A 21166-nucleotide genomic window follows, 5' to 3' on the forward strand; every position below is an offset into this window, starting at 1 on the left:
ATTTTTGTTAGGATTAAGATTATAGAATGATGTGTTTATCATGAAGGGAGAATTTATTTATGTCAAAACAGCAAATTGGCGTTGTCGGGATGGCCGTAATGGGCAAAAATCTAGCATTGAACATTGAAAGCAGAGGTTATTCTGTATCTGTATTCAACCGCTCCGGCTCAAAGACTGAGCAAGTGATCGCGGAAAATCCAGAAAAAAAACTGGTTCCTACTTATACAATCGAAGAGTTCGTTGAATCTTTGGAAAAACCAAGAAGAATCATGATGATGGTAAAGGCAGGGGAGGCAACTGACAAAACGATTCAATCGTTGCTGCCTCATTTGGATAAAGGAGATATCCTGATCGACGGAGGGAATACTTTCTACAAAGATACAATCCGCCGCAGCAAGGAGTTGGAAAATTCAGGCATCAATTTCATCGGAACGGGTGTTTCCGGCGGTGAAGAAGGCGCCTTGAAAGGTCCTTCAATCATGCCAGGAGGACAACGTGATGCCTATGATCTTGTTGCACCGATTTTAGAACAAATTTCCGCAAAAGCTCCAGATGGTGAGCCGTGTGTAGCGTATATCGGCAAAGATGGTGCCGGACATTTCGTTAAGATGGTCCATAACGGAATCGAGTACGGGGATATGCAATTGATTGCGGAAGCCTACGACATCATGTTCAAATATCTTGGCATGTCAGTGGAAGAAATCGCGGCAGTCTTCATCGAATGGAACAAAGGCGAGCTGGACAGCTTCCTGATCGACATCACTGCTGATATCTTGACTAAATACGACCCTGCAACAGGCAAGCCAATGGTTGAGATTATTTTGGACCGCGCCGGCAACAAAGGCACGGGTAAATGGACTTCCCAAAGCGCTTTGGACTTGGGTGTGCCGTTGCCATTGATCACCGAATCCGTTTTTGCCCGCTACATCTCCGCTTTGAAGACAGAACGTGTCGCTGCCAGCGAAATTCTGACCGGACCTGCCGCTGCAACTGAAGAAGGTTTGGACAAAGCGGCGTTTGTTGAGAGTATCCGCAAAGCGCTATACTTCAGCAAAATTATGAGCTATGCGCAAGGCTTCGCTCAATTGCGCGTTGCCAGCGAAGAAAATGATTGGGATCTGAATTACGGCGAAATCGCTAAAATTTGGCGCGCAGGCTGTATCATCCGTGCGCAATTCCTGCAAAACATCACGGATGCTTACGAGAAAAATCCTGAATTGCAGAACTTGTTGTTGGATGACTACTTCGTAGAGATCACGAAACAGTACCAAGGAGCTGTACGTGAAGTGGTTGCAACGGCTGTGACTGCAGGAGTTCCGGTACCGACATTCTCATCTGCGGTAGCTTATTTCGATTCTTACCGTTCAGCTGTCTTGCCAGCGAACATCATTCAAGCGCAACGCGATTACTTTGGAGCGCATACTTACGAGCGCACCGATAGAGCGGGTGCTTATCACTTTGAGTGGGATAAAGAAGTGGAAGTTCCACAAGACTAAAGGGATAAAACGCCATTTTGGCCAACAATTACGTCATCCGGAGCTGTGCTTCGGATGACATTTTACTATCAGGATCATTTAATCAGGAAAAATTCCCGACAGTGTGTTAAAATAAAATGAAATTGTAATGGCATGTTGTTATTATTCAAATGAGACATTAGGGGAGAATTCTATGGAAAATAGAGACAAACAAAGAATATTGATTATCGAAGATGAAAAAAATCTGGCGCGTTTCATCGAGCTTGAGTTAAAACACGAAGGCTACGAAACGGAAATTTGCTACAACGGTAGAGCCGGCCTTGAAGCTGCCATGAACCAGGACTGGGATGTCATCCTATTGGATCTGATGTTACCGGAACTGAATGGTATCGAAGTTTGCCGTCGCTTGCGCCCGGTCAAAGATACGCCAATCATCATCATGACTGCCCGCGATTCCGTAATTGACCGCGTATCCGGTTTGGATCATGGAGCGGATGATTACATCGTGAAGCCATTTGCCATCGAAGAACTTTTGGCAAGGGTGCGCGCTTTGCTGCGTCGCATCGATATCGAAGAAGAGCAGCGCAAGGTTAAACAGACGACAGTCACTTATCGTGATTTGACGATCGAAAAAGAAAATCGTGTCGTACGTCGAGGCGACGAGCACATCGAATTGACAAAACGCGAATACGAATTATTATTGATCCTAATGGAAAACATAAACGTTGTCCTTTCAAGGGATGTATTGCTGAACAAAGTATGGGGATACAAAACAGAAGTGGAAACAAACGTAGTCGATGTATATATCCGATATCTGCGCAACAAAATCGATGTAGCCGGCCAAGAAAGTTATATCCAAACGGTTCGTGGCACCGGATACGTCATGCGCTCATAATACTATGCGCAGAATCAATTATATGCCAACCAAAAAAAGAGGAAATCCCAAGTCCATTCGGTGGAAATGGGGTTTTCTTTTAAGTATCGCTTTCTTCCTGCTGTACTTTCTGTCCGCTTTACTCATGCTGAATGTCTATACAGGTTATCATTACGATGAACAAAAAGATGAAGCCGAGAACCTTCTCTATTCGGTCCAAACTGCCTTATCTGAAATTGACACGAAGTTGTCCGTCAACAGTGTCGAAAGCATGTTCGAGAAAATTTCTGTTTCCACCGTGACGAAAGGCCTTCAGTCTGTCGGTAATTACCCGTTTTTGGAGGATCTCAAGAACAGAGGGGCGAACATACGCGTATTTGATACAGAGGGACAGCTGCTCTATGAAACACAGAAGAGCTATACGACATTCATAAAAAATCCCGATACTTATTTACGCGAGACGAAACTGAATAATCTTGAAGCGTTTGTCGCAGGTGGCCCGATCCTAAGTAAGGAAGAGTCCTTTCTGTTGGGATATGTGCAGATCGTTTTTCGATTGAATGATTATCACACTGTGGTCTCGCAGATGAAACAGTATTTCTGGTTAGTGACGGCGATTGTGCTTGTTTTGTCAGCAGCTGCCGGCTACGGCATCGCCATTTACTTCTTCAGGCCGATCAAACAGATGGTCGACACGATGGATGCGATCGAAGAGGATACATTGTCAGAGACCCGGATTAAAATATCGAAAAGTAAGGACGAATTTACCGATCTTTCTGTCCATATAAACGGTCTCTTGGACAAGATGGCATTGTATGTTACTCAGCAAAAGCAGTTTGTGGAGGATGTATCGCATGAGCTGCGCACCCCTACGGCTATTGTTGAGGGCCATCTGAAATTACTGAACCGTTGGGGCAAGGAAGACCCGCAAATCCTGGATGAATCCCTTGCCGCCTCCTTGACTGAAATCCAGAGAATGAAGACTTTGGTCCAGGAGATGCTTGACCTTTCAAGAGCGGAACAAGTAGAAATCCACTATAAAAATGAAGTTACGCCGATCCGGAATGTCGTGCTGCATACGTTCCACAACTTTAAGATGCTGTATCCGGATTTTGTTTTCAATCTGGATGATGATTTGAATCGCGAGATTTACGTGAATATCTATCGCAACCATTTTGAGCAGATACTTGTGATATTGATGGACAATGCCGTTAAATATTCGACCGACCGGCATGAAATCCATCTTTCGATTTCCGAATCCATGTCCTACGTCCAGATTGCTATCCAAGATTTTGGCGAGGGGATGTCCCAGGAAGATCAGCAAAAGATTTTTTCGCGTTTTTACCGTGTCGATAAAGCCAGGTCTCGGAATAAGGGCGGGAACGGCTTGGGCTTGTCGATTGCAAAAGAATTATTGGAAGGCTATAAAGGCGATATCACTGTCGAAAGCGTATTGGGCCATGGATCTGTTTTCCGAATCCAATTGCCGATTCTGAAGAATTATGTACCGGACGAGGAGCTGTAGACGTTGGATAGTAAAACATTTGCCTCGTGCCAAAAATAAACTACAAAAAAGCAGGAAGCCAGCTCATGTGTGAGCCGCTTCCTGCTTTTCTTTTATAGTTGTGCAGTGCTTAAGATCTGGTCTGCTTGCCTGCGTTGCGACCTTTTTTGCCACCAGTTTGTTGATTCTTAGCCGGCAGAGCCTTAACAGATTGCGTTGAGGTTGACTGTGACGCTGGTTTGGCCATCTTCACATTCTTCTTGATTGGACGATCTTTCATTTCTTCTTCGACTTGCTTCTGGATTTTAGGTTTGATCATGTGATTCTGAAGCGCAGTCTGGGCTGCAGCGAAAATACCGCCAGCTAACCAATAAAGAGCCAATCCTGCTGGTGAAGACCATGAGAACATAAGAATCATGATCGGATTCATCAGCATCATTGATTTCATCTGTGACTTGGTTTCCTGAGGCATGCCGATTGTGGAAACGTAGCCTTGGATCACATAGGCCACACCCGCCAGGATTGCCAACAACGGACTGCTGACACCAAGGTTGATGCCAAGGAATGTGCTTTGGGAGATTTCCGGCGTCAGGTTGACGGCCTGATACATAGCTGTAAAAATCGGCATCTGGATAAGAATCGGTAAGCAACCAACGCCGCCTGTCATGCTGATGTTGTTTTCCTTGTACAACGCCATCATTTCCTGCGAAACCGCCGCTTTTTCTTCAGGCGATTGTGCATTTTTTTGACGGAATTGGATATCTTCCAATTCTGGTTTGATATACTTCATTTTCTCTTGTTGTACCATCGTTTTTTTGATTTGGCTAAAGTTCAAGGGCATGATGGCCAAGCGGACAATGATTGTGATGGCGATGATGGCCAGCCCATAATTGCCGTTAAGCATTTCTGCCAGCATAACGATCAAATTGCCTGTAGGTACTACCAAATAGTCGTAAATGAAGCCGGTTGGATTTTTATTCTCATCATATTGCATGCAGCCTGTCAGGACCACTAATAAGGCCATCATTTCTGCGGAAAGCAATAATTTCTTTTTAAGTTTCATCGTTCACGTTCCTTTACAATTTTTCGATAACATTACCACTATACCTGAAGGGGGAAATATATTCAATTGGTTACGCGAAAACTTATATAATTCTCAATGTTGGCGTCTTCAAGTATGGAGCAGCTATCTACTTTGCCGCTTGGCGAGGGACTGCGTTTGACTGCCGCGATGAAGGTATCGATCTTATCGCCAGGTCCGACAGCTTCGATATAGACGCTTCCGTCGGCCTCGTTCCTGACGATGCCGGTAATGCCGATCTGGTCAGCCACCATTTTTGTCATGTAACGGAACCCAACGCCCTGTACCCGACCGCTTACGGTCATCTTGATTTTTTTCATTCAGATTACCTCCAGATTCTAGGATAAGCATACGGTGCAACTTGTAATTTCAGTTTACCGTCTTCGCCAAGAAGTTTCAATCACGATACCTTGCGCGGGAATTTTTTTTCGAGCTGTGCTATACTTTTTGCAACAAAGAAGGTGATAGCGTGTACCAGGTGATACGGACTGAGGGAGAATATGAGCCTTGGTGGTTTTTTGAAGACTGGATGGATTTCATTGTGGAATCGACAGACTACGCCGATTTCCAGGAGGCAGTCGCTGCCTATGAGCGGGCTGCGGAAAAATTATCGGTCGTCTACCCATTCCAAAAAACAAAAGAAACCTACCTGACTGCCTACTGGTCAGACGGAGAAATCCGTTTTTGTGAAAATTGCGATGACGATGTGCAACTATATCATGGACTGATGCTTCTGCAGGATGGGAAAAAACTTCTTCAAGAATGATCGACCAAATTCCAAAAAGCTTCTGTTGCCCGCATTGACGGAAAACAGAAGCTTTTTGTCCGCGTGGATTGATTAAAAAATAGCCTCGAAAAGGGTTCATTTTGTAGTATAATGAACCGATACGGGTAATCAAACGAACAATCTATGGACCGCTGTTTTATGCAAACGGGCAGTGGTTTTGAGTAAAGATAAAAAAGGAGTTGGCATGTTTGGCGAAACGAACGACGACAACAAGAAAGAAAAAGAAGGCCACCGGGCAAAAGATATCTTACGAGCTCATCGGCGTGCTGTTTCTTTTTAGTGCAGCCTTAGGGATCGGGCAACTCGGTTTTGCTGGTATAGCGCTGGCGAATTTTTTCCGTTTTTTTGTCGGTGAAACCTATCCGGTCAGCTTGGCGCTCTTCGGTGCCTATGGTCTGTACCTGATTTTGAGAGGGAAAGGACCAAAAATAAGAAAGAATTGGCTGATCAGTGGCATCCTGCTTTATTCAGCAGCGCTGCTTTATCTCCATTCACAGGCTTTTATGACAATCGTTGCGGAGGGCGCGTCGGTCGTGTCCCTTACGCTTGCACGTTTTTTGACCGATGTCAGGCAAGCTGATACGGCTTCGGAGATGGGCGGGGGCTTAATCGGAGCAGCCTTTTATAGCGGAACCTATTTTTTGGTTTCACAATGGGGCACCTACATCATTATCGGCCTGCTTGTATTTTTTGGTGTGGCGGTCCTATTCGGCTTTACGACGCATGATGTCATGGAAATTGTGCGCAAAGTTGCTTTGATCTTCGGACACAACAGCAAACGAGCGGTGCTTTACACGAAAGATAAAGTGGCCAGCTCGATCATCGATTCGAAAACAGTGAAGAAACCGACCAGATCAAATAGTGTTCCGGTCGACAAGAAGCCTTCGATAGTCGAAAAAGCCAAAAATCAGATCAAAAGCGAATCGGCCGCGAAGCAATTGATGAAGGAAGAAGCGGAAGCTCTGAAAGCTTCGGAAAAGGAAACACTCTCCGCGAAAGAACACGAACCCGTTCAGCTGAAAATCGACAGTTTCCAGCAGCAACTTGAAAAAGCAGCCGAACACAAACATGCGGATAATGAAAAGAGCGCGTCCTCCCAGCAGGCTAATCTGGCAAAGACCACGGCTGCTGGCGATGAGGAAGACAACAATAGTGAGTTGGAGTTTGAAATCACTGCCGAGCAGGAGAATAGGGATTACCATTTGCCACCGGTCACCCTGTTGAATGAAATCAAGGCAATCGATCAATCGAATGAGTATGCGACAATCGAAAAAAATGTCAAAAAGCTGGAAGAGACGTTCGCGAGTTTCGGGGTGGAGGCCAAAGTCACCAAAGCGAACCTGGGGCCTGCCGTGACCAAATATGAAATCCAACCAGCTGTAGGGGTGAAGGTCAGCAAAATTGTAAGCCTCAGTGATGATTTGGCTTTAGCTTTGGCAGCAAAAGATATCCGTATCGAAGCGCCGATACCCGGAAAATCCTTCATTGGTATAGAAGTGCCGAACAGTGAGGTCAGCGTCGTCTCCTTCCGTGATGTCATGGAAGGTCAGAAGCACACCGATAAGCTGTTGGAAGTACCATTAGGCCGGGATATCTCGGGCGTCGTACAAAGTGCGAATCTGACGAAGATGCCCCATCTGCTGATTGCGGGTGCGACCGGAAGCGGAAAATCCGTCTGCATCAATGGCATCATCACAAGCATATTGATGAAAGCCAAGCCAAACGAAGTGAAGATGATGATGATTGATCCGAAAATGGTCGAACTGAATGTCTATAACGGAATTCCTCATTTGCTGACACCAGTTGTCACAAATCCGCGCAAAGCGGCGCAAGCGCTCCATAAAGTTGTGACCGAAATGGAACGAAGATATGAACTATTCGCCGGTACTGGTATGCGCAACATCGACGGATACAACAATCTGATTGTCGAATATAATTTAGAAAACGGGGAAAATAATCCCACATTGCCATATATAGTGGTCATCGTGGATGAATTAGCCGATTTGATGATGGTAGCAAGTAATGAGGTTGAAGATGCGATCACCCGATTGGCTCAGATGGCGCGAGCGGCGGGAATCCATATGATTTTGGCTACGCAACGACCAAGTGTCGATGTCATCACCGGGATCATCAAAGCAAACGTTCCTTCCCGGATTGCATTTGCCGTGTCCAGTTCTATTGATTCGAGAACGATAATCGATGGCTCCGGGGCAGAGAAATTATTGGGCAGAGGCGATATGCTCTTCCGTCCGATGGGGGAAAATAAACCGATTCGTGTGCAAGGGGCGTTCATATCCGACGAAGAAGTCGAGCACATTGTCACTTTCGTCAAAAATCAGCAAGAAGCGAACTATGTCGAGGAAATGATGCCGACCGAAACGGTGGCAACCGCAAGCGATGAACCGGAAGATGACCTCTTCGGGGAAGCGGTAGAATTCATCAGATTGGACGAAACAGCAAGCATTTCCAAATTGCAACGGAGGTTCCGGATCGGTTATAATCGCGCAGCGCGGCTGATCGACGAGATGGAAGCGAGAGGGATTGTCGGGCCGGCCGATGGAAGCAAGCCCAGAAAAGTGAACATTAATGAGAATATATATGAAAATGATGCGGATTTACCCTATGATTCTGAGGTTTAACCCAGACCATACCTACAAATATATGGATATTAAATGAAAAAACGATTACAAAACAAATCAATATCGTTTATTTTTTAGAGAATACATGATATGATATTTTTTGTAAGAAGCTTGTACTTACAAGTTCAAAAATTTGAAGTTTATTGGAGGGGTCATGGTGAAGAAACAAAAATATGTTAGTTTATTGGCATTGGGTTTAGGTGTCAGCACAATCCTGGCAGCTTGTGGCGGAAACGGCGACACGGCTGACAGCAGTGCAACAAGTTCCAGCACCGCAGGGGGAGCGGAAGATAACTTCACTGTCGCAATGGTTACCGACATCGGCGGTGTGGATGACAAATCATTCAACCAAAGTGCATGGGAAGGCCTTGTTGCCTGGGGCGAAGAGAACAGCAAAGAAAAAGGGATTGATGGATACGATTATATCCAATCAAATGCCGATTCGGAATTTGTGACGAACTTGAACACTGCCGTGAACAGTAATTTTGATCTTGTGTTTGGTATCGGTTATAAGTTGAAATCAGCGATGCAGGATGTGGCAACCCAGAATCCTGATACTTTGTTCGCCATCATCGATGATGTCATTGAAGGCGAAAACACAGTATCTATATCATTTAAAGACAATGAAGCTGCTTTCTTGGCGGGTGTTGCCGCTGCAAAGACAACCAAAACCAATCAATTAGGCTTTATCGGCGGACAAGAGAGCGCAGTAATCGATCGCTTTGAAGCTGGATTCGTAGCGGGTGCCAAGTCCGTAAATCCTGAAATAGATGTGAAAGTTGAATATGTCGGCTCGTTCGGCGATGCTGCAGGCGGGAAATCAAAAGCTGCGGCAATGTACGCGAGCGGAATCGATGTCATTTATCAAGCTGCCGGAGATTCCGGAAATGGCGTGTTCTCAGAAGCTAAAGACATTGTAAAAGCTGATCCTTCAAAAGAAATTTGGGTAATCGGTGTTGACCGTGACCAAACAGAAGAAGGTTTGTTGACTCTTGATGACGGCACTGAAAGAAACCTTACTTTGACTTCAACGTTGAAGGGTGTAGGCACTGCAGCTAAGGATATCGCTACATTAACGATGAATGATGAATTCCCTGCAGGAGAAGTATTGAATTTCGGTTTGGCTGAAGAAGGCGTTGACCTCACTGATGGCCAATTGGGTGAAGAAGCTTTGACTGCAGTCGAAGATGCTAAATCACAAATTCTGGATGGAACACTTACTGTTCCGGAAGCTCCAGAAAACTAATCACTTTTAAAATCTTTAAAGAAGCAACTTGATTCCGGTTAAGGATATTGAGTTGCTTCTCTTTTTTCGGTCATAGACCGCTTATTAAAGAGCGTTCCTCAAAGGAAACAAATGTTTATCTTTCGTGATAAACAAAAGTGGATAGGATTTTGGAAATACCTTATAATAGTCGTGAAAGGGTGTTTTAAGGCATTATCTTTTATAAGGGTGTCTCACTGCTGTATGAAGGAATGCATGCATTCAATATTAGTAAGGGGTGGAATCAGCATGGCAGAAGAAAATTATGTCATTGAGATGATTGGCGTAACAAAAGCTTTTGGCAATTATAAAGCAAATGATGATATATTTCTCAGTTTGAAAAAAGGTGAAATTCACGCTTTGTTAGGTGAAAATGGCGCGGGCAAGTCAACCTTGATGAATATTCTCTCTGGCCTTTTGGAGCCGACAAGTGGAGCGATCAAAGTCAAAGGGCAAGAAGTCAAAATCAGTTCCCCTGGTGTTGCCGATAAATTAGGTATCGGAATGGTGCATCAACATTTTATGTTGGTCAAGGACTTCACGGTTACGGAGAACATTATTCTAGGCAGCGAACCGAGTCGACTCGGCGTTTTAAATAAAAAGGCAGCTGCTGGCGTGATAGAAGATCTGTCCAACAGGTACCGCTTGGCAGTCAATCCGTCCGCAAAAGTCGAAGATACTACTGTCGGGATGCAACAAAGGGTCGAAATTCTGAAAACTTTGTACCGTGGGGCGGATGTCCTCATTTTTGATGAACCAACAGCCGTGTTGACACCCCAAGAAATCGATGAATTGATGTCGATTATGAGGGAATTGACGAAAGAAGGTAAGTCAATCATCCTGATCACGCATAAACTGGATGAAATCAAAGCCGTTGCCGATCGTTGCACGGTTATCCGCAAAGGCAAGAGCATTGGTACTGTCGATGTGAAACAGACTTCCCAACAAGAGTTGGCGGATATGATGGTAGGGCGTTCCGTTCTCTTCCGCACAGTCAAAAAGCCTTCGCAGCCGAAACAAGCTGTTTTGGAAATTGAAGGATTGACGGTTAAAGAGAGCCGTGGTCTGGAAGCAGTACGCAATTTGAACCTTACAGTACGGGCCGGTGAAATCGTTGGAATCGCCGGAATCGATGGGAACGGTCAGAGCGAATTGATCCAAGCCATCACAGGCCTTAGAAAAGCTGAGAGTGGAACCGTCAAGCTGAATGGCGAACCTATCACGAACTTGGCTCCACGTAAAATCACCGAGGCCGGGCTGGGGCATATTCCTGAGGACCGACAAAAGTTCGGCCTGATTCTCCCGATGCGTCTGGATGAGAACATCGCCTTGCAGACTTATTATCAGGAGCCTTACAGCAAAAACAGCTTTCTCAACGATAAAGCAATCGAAAACCATGCCATTGAACTGATCAAAGAGTTTGATGTGCGGACCCAAAGTGAAAAATCTACGGCAAGCTCATTATCCGGCGGGAACCAACAAAAGGCGATCATCGCCAGGGAAGTCGATCGGAATCCTTCGTTACTGATCGCAGCCCAACCGACCCGGGGATTGGATGTGGGCGCAATCGAATTTATCCATAAACGTTTGATCGAGCAGCGGGATAAAGATAAGGCAATCCTACTGATGAGCTTCGAATTGGATGAAATCTTGAATCTCTCCGATATCATCGCCGTGATGTTTGAAGGTGAAATTGTGGCCTACGTCAAGCCGGAGGAAACTTCCGAACAAGAACTCGGGCTATTGATGGCCGGCTCTTCTTTGGAAAAAGCACGGGAAGATTTAGAAAAAAACAAGGACGAGGAGGGAAGTCTTCATGAATAATCAACAAGGAGCCACTCGCATCCAAGGGATTATCGTACCTTTACTTTCAGTCATATTAGGTCTGGTAATCGGGGCAATCGTCATGTGGTCTTTCGGTTACGATGCCATCGCAGGCTATTCAGCCATGCTGAAGGGTGCATTCGGATCGCCGTTTTACATAGGAGAATTACTGCGTGAAGCTACTCCTTTGATTCTGGTCGCATTAGGTTTTGCTGTTGCCAACACAGCCGGGTTCTTCAACATCGGTGTGGCAGGTCAAACTTTGTTTGGCTGGTTGGCATCCGTCAGCGTCGCCCAAATATTGCCTGATTTGCCTAAAATGATCTTGTTGCCGTTGTGTATTTTAGCTGGCGTTGCAGCTGGAGCTATATGGGCGGGCATTGCCGGAGTCTTACGTGCCTATTTCAACACTAGTGAAGTAATAGTCACCATCATGCTCAATCATACGGCTTTATACATCAATAACCACATCGTGAGGAATGTTTTGACGGATTCCGGTGACTCTACAGCCAGAATCACAGAAAATGCCAGTCTGAGAGTACCGTTCTTGTCGGAACTGACCCGCAATTCGACACTGCATGCCGGTATCTTCATTGCTCTCATCATGATTGCGGTGGTATGGGTGTTGATGAAGAAAACAACATATGGTTTTGAATTCCGTTCAGTCGGATTGAATCCTGATGCGGCTGATTACGCAGGGATGAATGCCAAAAAGAACATCATTTTGGCCATGCTAATCAGCGGCGGATTGGCCGGTTTAGGAGGAGCAATGGAAGGGTTGGGAAATTTCCAGAACATGTTTGTTCAAGGAGCAATGCCGGCCGTCGGATTCGATGGCATGGCAGTAGCCTTATTGGGAATCGGTAGCCCGATTGGAATCCTTTTTGCTGCACTTCTGTTCAGTACCTTGAAAATTGGCGGAACCAGCATGCCGCTAATGTCCGGAGTGCCGGTAGAGATTGTCGATATTGTGATAGCATCGATCATCTTCTTCGTCGGCGCGAGCTATATCATCCGACTATTGGTCAACAAACTGCCCAAAGTCAATAAAAAGGAGGTGGCGTGAGATGGATTTGCTAGCGGTTCTATCTATTATCGTATCTTCGGCCTTGATCTACTCAGCGCCTTTAATTTTCACCGGCCTTGGCGGAACTTTCTCAGAACGGAGTGGTATCGTCAACGTGGGTTTGGAAGGCACGATGGTAATGGGGGCATTTTCGGCCATCGTCTTTAATCTGAACTATGCCGACAATCTTGGCAAAATGACCCCTTGGATTGCGTTGCTGGTGGCTGGGGCAGTCGGCATCTTCTTTTCAATCATCCATGCAGTTGCCACCATCAACTTAAGAGCGAACCATATCGTTTCCGGAACCGTCATCAATATGCTTGCCCCTGCTTTGGCGGTGTTTTTGACTAAGGTTCTTTATGAAGGAAAAGGACAAACAGCCTTCATCGTCCAAAATTTCGGAAAGACAAGTTTTCCTGTTTTGAAGGATATCCCGATCATCGGGCAGATATTTTTCACGAACACATCAGCTCCAGCGTATGCAGCAATCGCAACAGCGCTTGTCTGTTACTTCATCATCTTCAAGACGACTTTCGGTTTGCGTCTGCGTTCAGTCGGTGAACACCCACAAGCGGCAGATACATTGGGAATCAATGTCTACGTGATGCGGTACGCCGGCGTGTTGATTTCCGGCTTTTTGGGTGGCGTGGGCGGCGCCATTGTCTCCCAGTCGATCAGCTTGAACTTTTCCGGATCCACAATTGCCGGTCAAGGATTCATTGCTATGGCAGCCATGATTTTCGGTAAATGGAATCCTATCGGAGTGATGGGCGCAGCGATTTTCTTTGGTTTTGCCCAGAGTTTGGGAGTCATCGGCAGTTATATTCCGGTCATCCAGAATATCCCTTCCGTCTATCTCCAGATTGCACCTTACGTCATCACGATCATTGTGCTTGTAGGTTTTATCGGCAAATCAAGAGGCCCGGCCGCTAATGGTACGACTTACATCAAATCAAAGTAATCTCTGAAAGTGAGAAGGGTTGGCTCATCGAGCCAGCCTTTTCTTTTTGCGCCAATCTGGGGAGTTGATCAAGGCTAGCTTAATTGAAAAAAAGTCTGAATTAGAGTATAGTTTTCCCTATCGACAAATAAAATAGCTTACAGGACGTGAAATGGATGGAATATAAATTAAAGCAAGGCGTTACGGTCTACATCGAGCCTTCCGACAAATACAAAACCGTATTGATCCAATACAAATTCAGGACGATCTTCAGTGGTAAGACTGCGACAGAACGTTCTTTGGTGAAGAATATGCTGGAAACGAACAGTAAACAGTATCCAAGTCAAAATGAGATGGATTTGAAAATGGCCAGCCTTTATGGGGCGACGCTGCATACACAATCACAGCGCTTCGGCAAGCAGCATGTCGTGACGATGAGCCTGTCCGTCGTCAATGACAAATTCATCGGGGGCGACGATACACTTTTGGAAGAGGCGTTCGCTTTTCTGGAGGAAATCATCTATGGACCCAATGCCAAGGATGGTAAGTTCCATGAGAAGACTTTTCTGAGGGAAAAGGAAAACCTGAATAATTATTTCGAGTCGCTGATCGAAGACAAGTCAGCTTATGCGCGTATGCGCTTGAACCAAGAGCTGTTCGCAGGGACGGATCAAGCCTATCAAGGTATCGGTGATGCCAGTTTCCTTGAGGATATCACTGCGGCCAGTCTGTTTGAATGCTACGAAGAGATGATTGGATCGAATCAACTGGATATCCTTGTTTCTGGAGACGTCGCGCCGGAACGGGTATTGAATATACTGGCTGGACAGAATTTTTCCGACAGAAAAGAGATCGAAAAAGAGGTGTTCTGTTTCCGCGAAAAGAACACGGAACCCGTCATTTCGAGCGAAGCCCAGGATATCAATCAGGGCAAGCTGTTTTTCGGCTTCTCTTCACCTGTTTATTACATGAATGATCATTATTTTGCCGGTCTGGTTTTTGATGGCTTATTTGGGGGATTTCCGCATTCCAAACTGTTCCAGAATGTCCGGGAAAAAGAAAGTTTAGCTTACTCGGCTTCAAGCGGCTTGGATTTTCTGCGTGGAATCATGACTGTCGGTACCGGTATTGAGTTCGATAAACGAGAGCAAGTTGAAGAAATTGTTTTGGCACAATTGAAGGATATGCAAGCGGGCGATTTCTCGGATGCATTGATCGCCCAAACGAAAAGCATGCTGATCAACCACTACAAACAAAATGATGATTATCAGGGCAGAAGCTTGGCGAAACAGTACCAGGATATCCTCATCATCGAAAACCCGCTTTCGCAGGAGCAATGGATTGCCGGTTTGAATGCGGTGACGAAGGAACAGATCGTTGCTGTTGCGGATAAAATGACTTTGCAAGCGATATTTTTCTTGAAAGGCGAGGCTGAAAATGAATAAAGTACACTACGAGGCTCTTAACGAAACAGTCTATACGGAAGTTTTGGATAATGGATTACAGGTGGTTCTGATTCCAAAAAATAAATATTCAAAAACTTATGGTATCTTCACAACCGATTTTGGCTCGATCGATAATCAGTTTATACCGATAAACGGAGATAAGGAAATCAAAATTCCGGACGGTATCGCACATTTCCTTGAGCATAAACTGTTCGAAGGTGAAGTACATGATGCTTTTGAAGACTTCGCTAAGTATGGCGCTTCAGCGAATGCTTTCACTTCATTCACGCGGACAAGTTATCTCTTTTCGGCCACGGATAATATCACAGAAAATACGAACAGCCTGCTTGATTTCGTGCAAGACCCGCATTTCACGGCAGAAGGCACTGAAAAGGAAAAAGGGATCATCGCCCAGGAAATCCGCATGTATGAGGATAATCCGGGATGGCAACTTTTTTACGGTCTGCTCCGTAATATGTATCCCGAACATCCGCTTTCCGTCGATATAGCCGGAACGGTGGACAGCATCCAAGCAATTACGCCGGAATTGCTCCAAATCTGTTATGACACGTTCTACCATCCATCCAATATGAACATATTGATGATCGGTAATTTCTCTCCCGAAGAAATGATGGATACGATCAAACAAAACCAAGCTGGCAAGACGTTTCTTCCGGCCAAACCGATCCAGCGCACTTTGCCGCCGGCCTCGGTCCAGGACATCATTGCGTACAAAGAAATCGAAATGGATGTGCAACGTCCGAAAGTGATGCTTGGGGTGAAAGGCTTGGATGCAGATGTTACCGGTAACCAAGCCGAAAAATACAAAATCTATGGTTCACTGTTGTTGGAATTGCTTTTCGGCCGGAGTTCCTCGCATTTTATTGAGCTCTACGACAGCGGTTTGATCGATGACAGCTTTGGCTACTCCTTCAACTTAGATCGCTCTTTCCATTTTATGGCTGTCGAATCCGACACGGAACAACCGAAGCTGCTGGAAGAAAAGCTGAAGCGGATTCTTTTGGAATGGGAAACGGATGATAACCTGACGAATGAGAAGTTTGATTTGCTGAAGAAGAGCATGATCGGAGAACAGCTACAGGCCTTCAATTCTTTGGAATATATCGCGAATCACTACAGCACCTTGCTTTTTTCTGGAGCCGAACTTTTTGAAGTCGTTCCATTGATCGAAGAAACCAGTCTGGAGGATATCCGTAGATTCGCTCAAGGGTATTTAAAAGAGCAGAGCATGAGCACTTACGTGATCGTTCAGAAGGGAGCGACGCAGCGATGAAGGCTGCTTTGGTGACCGGAGCCTCCGGTGACATCGGAACCTCCATCGCAAGGGACCTCGCAGGTTCGGGGTGGTCTTTGTACCTGCATTATCATTCTAATCAAGAAAAGATCAATCTGCTGCTGTCTGAACTTCAAACTGCCTATCCTGGGCAGGAATTTTATCCGATTTGCCTGGATTTGACCGATGAAGCTGAAGTAACAAAGCTTGCTGACCATATATTTTCGCTCCAAGCGATTGTTTTTGCACATGGCCGGACCGAATATGGCTTGCTTCAGGATATGACTTCCATGCAAATGGATGACTTGTGGGAAATGCATGTCAAGATGCCTATCCTGATCATCCAGACGCTGTACGAAAAAATCAATCGTTCCGGTAACGGCCGCATTGTCTTCATCAGCTCAATCTATGGAGAAGTCGGCAGCGGTCTGGAAGTGCTCTACAGTACCGTCAAAGGGGCGCAGATTGCATTCGTCAAAGCATACAGCAAAGAAGTCGCCTCAATGGGAGTAACAGTCAATGCCATCTGTCCGGGAGCAATCGATACGCAAATGAACACGCATCTGCAAAAAGATGAAAAAGAGGCTCTGCTTGAGGAAATCCCTTTGGGGAGGATGGGAAGACCGGATGAAATCAGTTTCTGGGTATCCCAACTTCTGAAGGATGATAGTCGCTACATGACTGGACAGGCCATTTATGTATCGGGTGGATGGCTCAGGTAATAAAGTATTGGAACTCCTAGTGAAGGAATTTTATGGTATAATATCCAGGGTAACTCGGGGATTTGCAAGTGAAGGCAGGTGAAGAAATGGTTCAAATTGGTGAAATCCTAAAAAGTGCTAGACTTTCCAAAGGGTACACATTGGATGATCTACAGCAAATGACTAAAATACAGAAGCGGTATCTGATTGCGATTGAAGAAGGCGATTACGAGATTATGCCGGGTAATTTCTATGTGCGGGCCTTCATCAAGCAATATGCGGACACCGTTGGATTGGATGGCGATCGCTTGTTGGGGGACCATGCAAGTGTGATTCCGGAAATACATGGCGGTGTTCAAGTGGAGGATTCCGGCTCATTTTCTCCCACTCGTTCCGAGACTAAACGAGCCTCAAAAAAGACGAATTTTAATTATGGAGGCTCCGTCCAGAGCCAGTTGCCGACATTATTGTTGGCTGTTGCCGTAATCGCCATCGTTCTAGTGATCTGGAAGGCTACCTTGAGCGATGACGGTGAGCAGATTCAGACCGAAGTGGCATCCAATATCAGTCAGACAACCTTGGCATCGCAAGAAACGGTTTCAAGCAACACAGAGCAGACAGACAGTGCCGTTGTCGCAGAACAAACAGCGCAGGTGACCCTGGTATCGTCCGCCGATGGTTATGCGGAATATGACATCACCAGCTTGTCGCTGCCCTCAGAGTTGAAAATCTCGGCGGTGGCAGGAGGCAGTTCTTGGATCAGCGTAAGCGTAAATGGGATTGTACAAGAGCCTTCGGGCATCGTGGACAGTGAAAATCCGTTGACGGTTGCACTCCCGTTGAACACAAGCGAGATAGAAGTGGTCGTCGGCGTGATGCCGGCAACAATCATCGAACTGGATGGCGCAGTTGTTGCGATGCCAGCCGATTATCAAGAGATTCAGACCCAAACCTTATCCTTTACCGTCAAAAGTGTGGAATAAGTCAGGGTACATTAAAGGAGTTGCAGAAGTTGAATTTACCTAATAAATTGACAGCGTTGCGGATTTTGATGATTCCGCTGTTCATGATCATCACCTTGTTTCCATTCGATTGGGGTACGCTTGCGGTTGCCCAATCACAGATTGCCGTAAATCAACTGATAGGGGCAATCATTTTTGCCATCGCCAGTTTTACGGATTGGTTGGATGGTTACATCGCCAGAAGGGATGGGTTGGTCACCAACTTCGGGAAATTTGCTGATCCATTGGCGGACAAGATGCTTGTCGCCACTGCCATGATTGTGCTTGTTGGACAAGGATTGGCTCCTTCATGGGTCGTCAGCATCATCATCAGTCGGGAATTGGCGGTTACAGGCTTGCGTCTCTTGCTTGTGAAGGAAGGCGAAGTCATGGCAGCAGCCTGGCCGGGAAAAATCAAAACAGCGACGCAAATGGTAGCCATCATTTTGCTGTTCTTGGATAATTTCCCATTTCAGGCAATCGGTATCCCGGTTGCGGATATCATGCTGTATCTTTGCTTAGTTTTCACCATCTACTCAGGGGTGGATTATTTCATCAAGAATAAGCATGTTTTTGTCGGCTCCATGTAGTTTTTATTAAATTAAGAAGGGCGGGGTTGCATCAGGTTGCGATCCGAACAAAAGGAAACGTAATTCTTTTGTGCCCTTCTTTTTCTTTATCTTTTTTATGCAATTGAATTTTTTGTTGTATTTAAGCGAATACTATGGATGTGAGGGATCAGATATGAATGCAGAAATCATTTCAGTCGGAACGGAATTGTTGATGGGGCAAATAGTGAATTCGGATGCGGCATTCATCGCCAAGCAATTGACCGGTTTGGGCATCGACTCGTATTTCCAGACAGTTGTCGGAGATAATCCGGGGAAAATAAAAGAAGTGATCAAAATTGCTGAATCGCGAAGCGACTTGTTGATCTTCACAGGAGGACTCGGCCCCACTCAAGACGACTTGACTAAACAGACGGTGGCGGACCATCTTGGGGAAGAGCTTGTCATGGATAGAACTGGATTGATGCATATCCGGCAATGGTTTGAACGCTCTGGAAGAAGCATGACGCAGAACAATGAGCGTCAAGCATTGGTATTCAGGGACGGTATAGTCTTCCCAAACCCAATCGGACAGGCGCTCGGTACCTATATTGAAAAAAATGAGAAGGGTTACCTGCTGTTGCCGGGCCCGCCAAGAGAACTTGAGCAAATGTTCCGGCAATCCGTGACGCCATTCCTGTCCGATAAATATGAAGATCAGCAAGTCATCTTATCGAAGACCCTCCGCTTTTTTGGAATCGGTGAATCTACCTTGACAACGCTATTGGATGAAATGATCCGCAATCAGACCAATCCTACGATAGCACCCTATGCCGGGAAATACGAAGTGACCTTGAGAATCACCGCAAATGCCGCAACAGAGGCGGTATGCGAAAAGTTAGTGGATGAAACAAAAGCGGAAATATTGGCGATCGTCGGTGAACACCATTACGGTGACGGCGACGAATCAAGCTTGGCTGAAGTGGTAGGAAAGAAACTTTTGGAGAGCAAACGCTCCCTCAGTGCAGCAGAAAGTTTGACCGGAGGGCTTTTTCAATCGGAACTTGTCAAAGTTCCTGGCATAAGCGAGGTCTTCGCGGGAGGCATCGTATCTTATCAAGCTGAGGCGAAACAACGGGTTCTTGGCGTTCCGGAGCATGTCATAGAAACTTATGGAATGGTGAGCCCGGAGTGCGCGGTTGCGATGGCGGAATGCGCGCGCGAATTGTTTGACACCGATCTGGCCATTTCGTTCACAGGCGTAGCCGGACCTGATCAAATGGAGAATAAGCCGGCCGGGACGGTGTGGATTGCCTTAAGCAAAAAAAATGGACCGACCGCCGTCCAAGGTTTTCGATTTTCCCGCGATCGTCTCGGGAACAGGGAGCAAACCGTCCTGCAGGGGTTTGATATGATCAGGCGGCATTTGATGGATTCTGATTTAGAAAGATAAAAAAACGAACATCTGTTCACTTTATTCTTGCTTTTTTACACAGAAAAGGATAGTATTACGTTGTGGTGTTAATGCATGCAAATGAAAGCTTGGAGGAAACAATTGATGGCTAATTTAAATGATAATAGACAAAAAGCCTTGGATGAGGCTCTGAAAAAGATAGAAAGAAACTTTGGGAAAGGTTCTGTCATGAAACTTGGGGAAAAAGTGGACACAAAAATTTCCACTGTACCAAGTGGCTCATTGGCACTTGATGTTGCGTTGGGAGTAGGCGGTTATCCTAGAGGCCGTATCATCGAAGTGTACGGTCCTGAATCATCAGGTAAGACAACAGTCGCCCTCCACGCGATTGCTGAGGTACAAAAAAAGGGCGGCGTTGCTGCATTTATTGATGCTGAGCACGCTTTGGATCCAAAATATGCTGCAGCTTTGGGTGTGGATATTGACGAATTGCTGCTTTCCCAACCGGACACAGGTGAACAAGGTCTGGAAATCGCTGATGCATTGGTTTCATCAGGTGCTGTCGACATTGTGGTCATCGATTCGGTTGCCGCATTGGTTCCGCGTGCTGAAATTGAAGGCGAAATGGGAGACTCCCATATGGGTCTGCAAGCACGTCTGATGTCCCAGGCTTTACGGAAACTGTCCGGATCGATCAACAAAACAAAAACGATTGCCATCTTCATCAATCAGGTCCGCGAGAAAATCGGTATCATGTTCGGTAATCCGGAAACGACTCCCGGTGGTAGAGCGCTTAAATTTTATGCTACTATCCGACTGGAAGTCAGAAGAGCGGAACAGATCAAGAGCGGAACAGAGATCATGGGTAACCGCACAAAAATCAAGGTAGTCAAAAATAAAGTTGCGCCGCCATTCAGAACTGCTGAGGTGGACATCATGTACGGCGAAGGCATTTCTCAAGTCGGCGAAATCATCGATATGGCTTCAGAGAAAGATATCGTCAACAAGAGTGGCGCTTGGTATGCCTATAAAGGGGAACGCATCGGGCAGGGTCGCGAAAATGCCAAAAAATTCCTGCTGGAGCATCCAGAAATGCGGGCTGAAATCGAGAAACTTGTTCGGGATGAATATGGCATAGGTGACAAAAAGGCTGTAGAGATAATTGCAGAAGAAAAAGACGAAATGATTGAATCGATCGATCTATTGGACGAGTAAACGATGTTTTCAAAGAGGCCGGGATAAAAATCCAGGCCTCTTTCTTTTTTTAGACGAAAAAGGACAACATTGGAACAGAAAAACATGTATTTTG

Annotated in this window: 18 protein-coding genes; 16 read left to right on the plus strand and 2 right to left on the minus strand. The window is 45.8% G+C overall.

Annotated features, from left to right (window positions below; translation table 11 throughout):
* Window positions 1–59: 59 nt before the first annotated feature.
* The 3 genes from gndA (at window position 60) to ACKPCD_RS08060 (ending at window position 3874) form a co-directional block, all read left to right on the plus strand.
* Entirely contained in the window at window positions 60–1496 is a 1437-nt protein-coding gene (gene gndA, locus ACKPCD_RS08050; protein WP_068560544.1) for an NADP-dependent phosphogluconate dehydrogenase, read from the plus strand.
* Window positions 1497–1668: 172 nt separating this feature from the next.
* Complete coding sequence (locus ACKPCD_RS08055) at window positions 1669–2370, plus strand: response regulator transcription factor (protein ID WP_068560548.1); 702 nt, start codon at window positions 1669–1671, stop codon at window positions 2368–2370.
* Between the two features lie 22 nt (window positions 2371–2392).
* Window positions 2393–3874 carry a HAMP domain-containing sensor histidine kinase gene (locus tag ACKPCD_RS08060; RefSeq protein ID WP_178137781.1) on the plus strand — a complete coding sequence of 494 codons (1482 nt, stop codon included), beginning with the start codon at window positions 2393–2395 and terminating at the stop codon, window positions 3872–3874.
* A 109-nt stretch (window positions 3875–3983) separates the two neighbouring features.
* On the opposite strand, the gene yidC is transcribed toward ACKPCD_RS08060, so the two are convergent.
* On the minus strand, window positions 3984–4916 hold the full coding sequence (yidC, locus tag ACKPCD_RS08065) for a membrane protein insertase YidC (RefSeq protein ID WP_288924661.1): 933 nt from the start codon (window positions 4914–4916) through the stop codon (window positions 3984–3986).
* A gap of 62 nt (window positions 4917–4978) precedes the next feature.
* Window positions 4979–5254: an acylphosphatase gene (locus tag ACKPCD_RS08070; RefSeq protein ID WP_321432903.1), complete on the minus strand. Its 276-nt coding sequence runs from the start codon at window positions 5252–5254 to the stop codon at window positions 4979–4981.
* A 149-nt stretch (window positions 5255–5403) separates the two neighbouring features.
* Here ACKPCD_RS08070 and ACKPCD_RS08075 point away from each other — a divergent pair, with 149 nt between their 5' ends.
* The 13 genes from ACKPCD_RS08075 to recA all read left to right on the plus strand — a co-directional run bounded on the left by ACKPCD_RS08075 (window position 5404) and on the right by recA (window position 21072).
* Complete coding sequence (locus ACKPCD_RS08075; protein ID WP_068560554.1) at window positions 5404–5700, plus strand: DUF1033 family protein; 297 nt, start codon at window positions 5404–5406, stop codon at window positions 5698–5700.
* A 209-nt stretch (window positions 5701–5909) separates the two neighbouring features.
* A complete protein-coding gene (locus ACKPCD_RS08080; RefSeq protein WP_321432904.1) occupies window positions 5910–8360 on the plus strand; it encodes a DNA translocase FtsK in 2451 nt (816 codons plus the stop codon).
* A 157-nt stretch (window positions 8361–8517) separates the two neighbouring features.
* Window positions 8518–9606, plus strand: coding sequence for a BMP family lipoprotein (locus ACKPCD_RS08085; protein WP_068560835.1), 1089 nt, complete (start codon window positions 8518–8520; stop codon window positions 9604–9606).
* Window positions 9607–9873: 267 nt separating this feature from the next.
* Window positions 9874–11448 (plus strand): ABC transporter ATP-binding protein, encoded by a 1575-nt coding sequence (locus ACKPCD_RS08090; protein ID WP_321432905.1) that lies wholly within the window; start codon window positions 9874–9876, stop codon window positions 11446–11448.
* Complete coding sequence (locus tag ACKPCD_RS08095) at window positions 11441–12514, plus strand: ABC transporter permease (protein WP_086990596.1); 1074 nt, start codon at window positions 11441–11443, stop codon at window positions 12512–12514. The genes ACKPCD_RS08090 and ACKPCD_RS08095 overlap by 8 nt, the downstream gene beginning before the upstream one ends.
* A 1-nt stretch (window position 12515) precedes the next feature.
* Window positions 12516–13475 (plus strand): ABC transporter permease, encoded by a 960-nt coding sequence (locus ACKPCD_RS08100; RefSeq protein ID WP_321432906.1) that lies wholly within the window; start codon window positions 12516–12518, stop codon window positions 13473–13475.
* A gap of 155 nt (window positions 13476–13630) precedes the next feature.
* A complete protein-coding gene (gene yfmF / locus ACKPCD_RS08105) occupies window positions 13631–14899 on the plus strand; it encodes an EF-P 5-aminopentanol modification-associated protein YfmF (protein ID WP_086990592.1) in 1269 nt (422 codons plus the stop codon).
* The gene (gene yfmH / locus ACKPCD_RS08110) at window positions 14892–16193 is read left to right on the plus strand and encodes an EF-P 5-aminopentanol modification-associated protein YfmH (protein WP_321432907.1); all 1302 of its coding nucleotides are present in this window, start codon (window positions 14892–14894) and stop codon (window positions 16191–16193) included. The genes yfmF and yfmH overlap by 8 nt, the downstream gene beginning before the upstream one ends.
* A complete protein-coding gene (gene ymfI / locus ACKPCD_RS08115; RefSeq protein WP_068560568.1) occupies window positions 16190–16915 on the plus strand; it encodes an elongation factor P 5-aminopentanone reductase in 726 nt (241 codons plus the stop codon). Before yfmH ends, ymfI begins: the two co-directional genes overlap by 4 nt.
* Window positions 16916–17001: 86 nt before the next feature.
* Complete coding sequence (locus tag ACKPCD_RS08120) at window positions 17002–17877, plus strand: helix-turn-helix domain-containing protein (RefSeq protein ID WP_288924558.1); 876 nt, start codon at window positions 17002–17004, stop codon at window positions 17875–17877.
* 29 nt (window positions 17878–17906) lie between these two features.
* Window positions 17907–18485, plus strand: coding sequence for a CDP-diacylglycerol--glycerol-3-phosphate 3-phosphatidyltransferase (gene pgsA / locus ACKPCD_RS08125; protein ID WP_068560573.1), 579 nt, complete (start codon window positions 17907–17909; stop codon window positions 18483–18485).
* A gap of 154 nt (window positions 18486–18639) precedes the next feature.
* Entirely contained in the window at window positions 18640–19896 is a 1257-nt protein-coding gene (locus tag ACKPCD_RS08130) for a competence/damage-inducible protein A (protein WP_321432908.1), read from the plus strand.
* Between the two features lie 105 nt (window positions 19897–20001).
* A complete protein-coding gene (recA, locus tag ACKPCD_RS08135; protein ID WP_068560577.1) occupies window positions 20002–21072 on the plus strand; it encodes a recombinase RecA in 1071 nt (356 codons plus the stop codon).
* The last annotated feature ends 94 nt before the right edge of the window (window positions 21073–21166 follow it).

It is taken from the genome of Trichococcus flocculiformis (assembly GCF_963662535.1).
Classification (GTDB): domain Bacteria; phylum Bacillota; class Bacilli; order Lactobacillales; family Aerococcaceae; genus Trichococcus; species Trichococcus flocculiformis.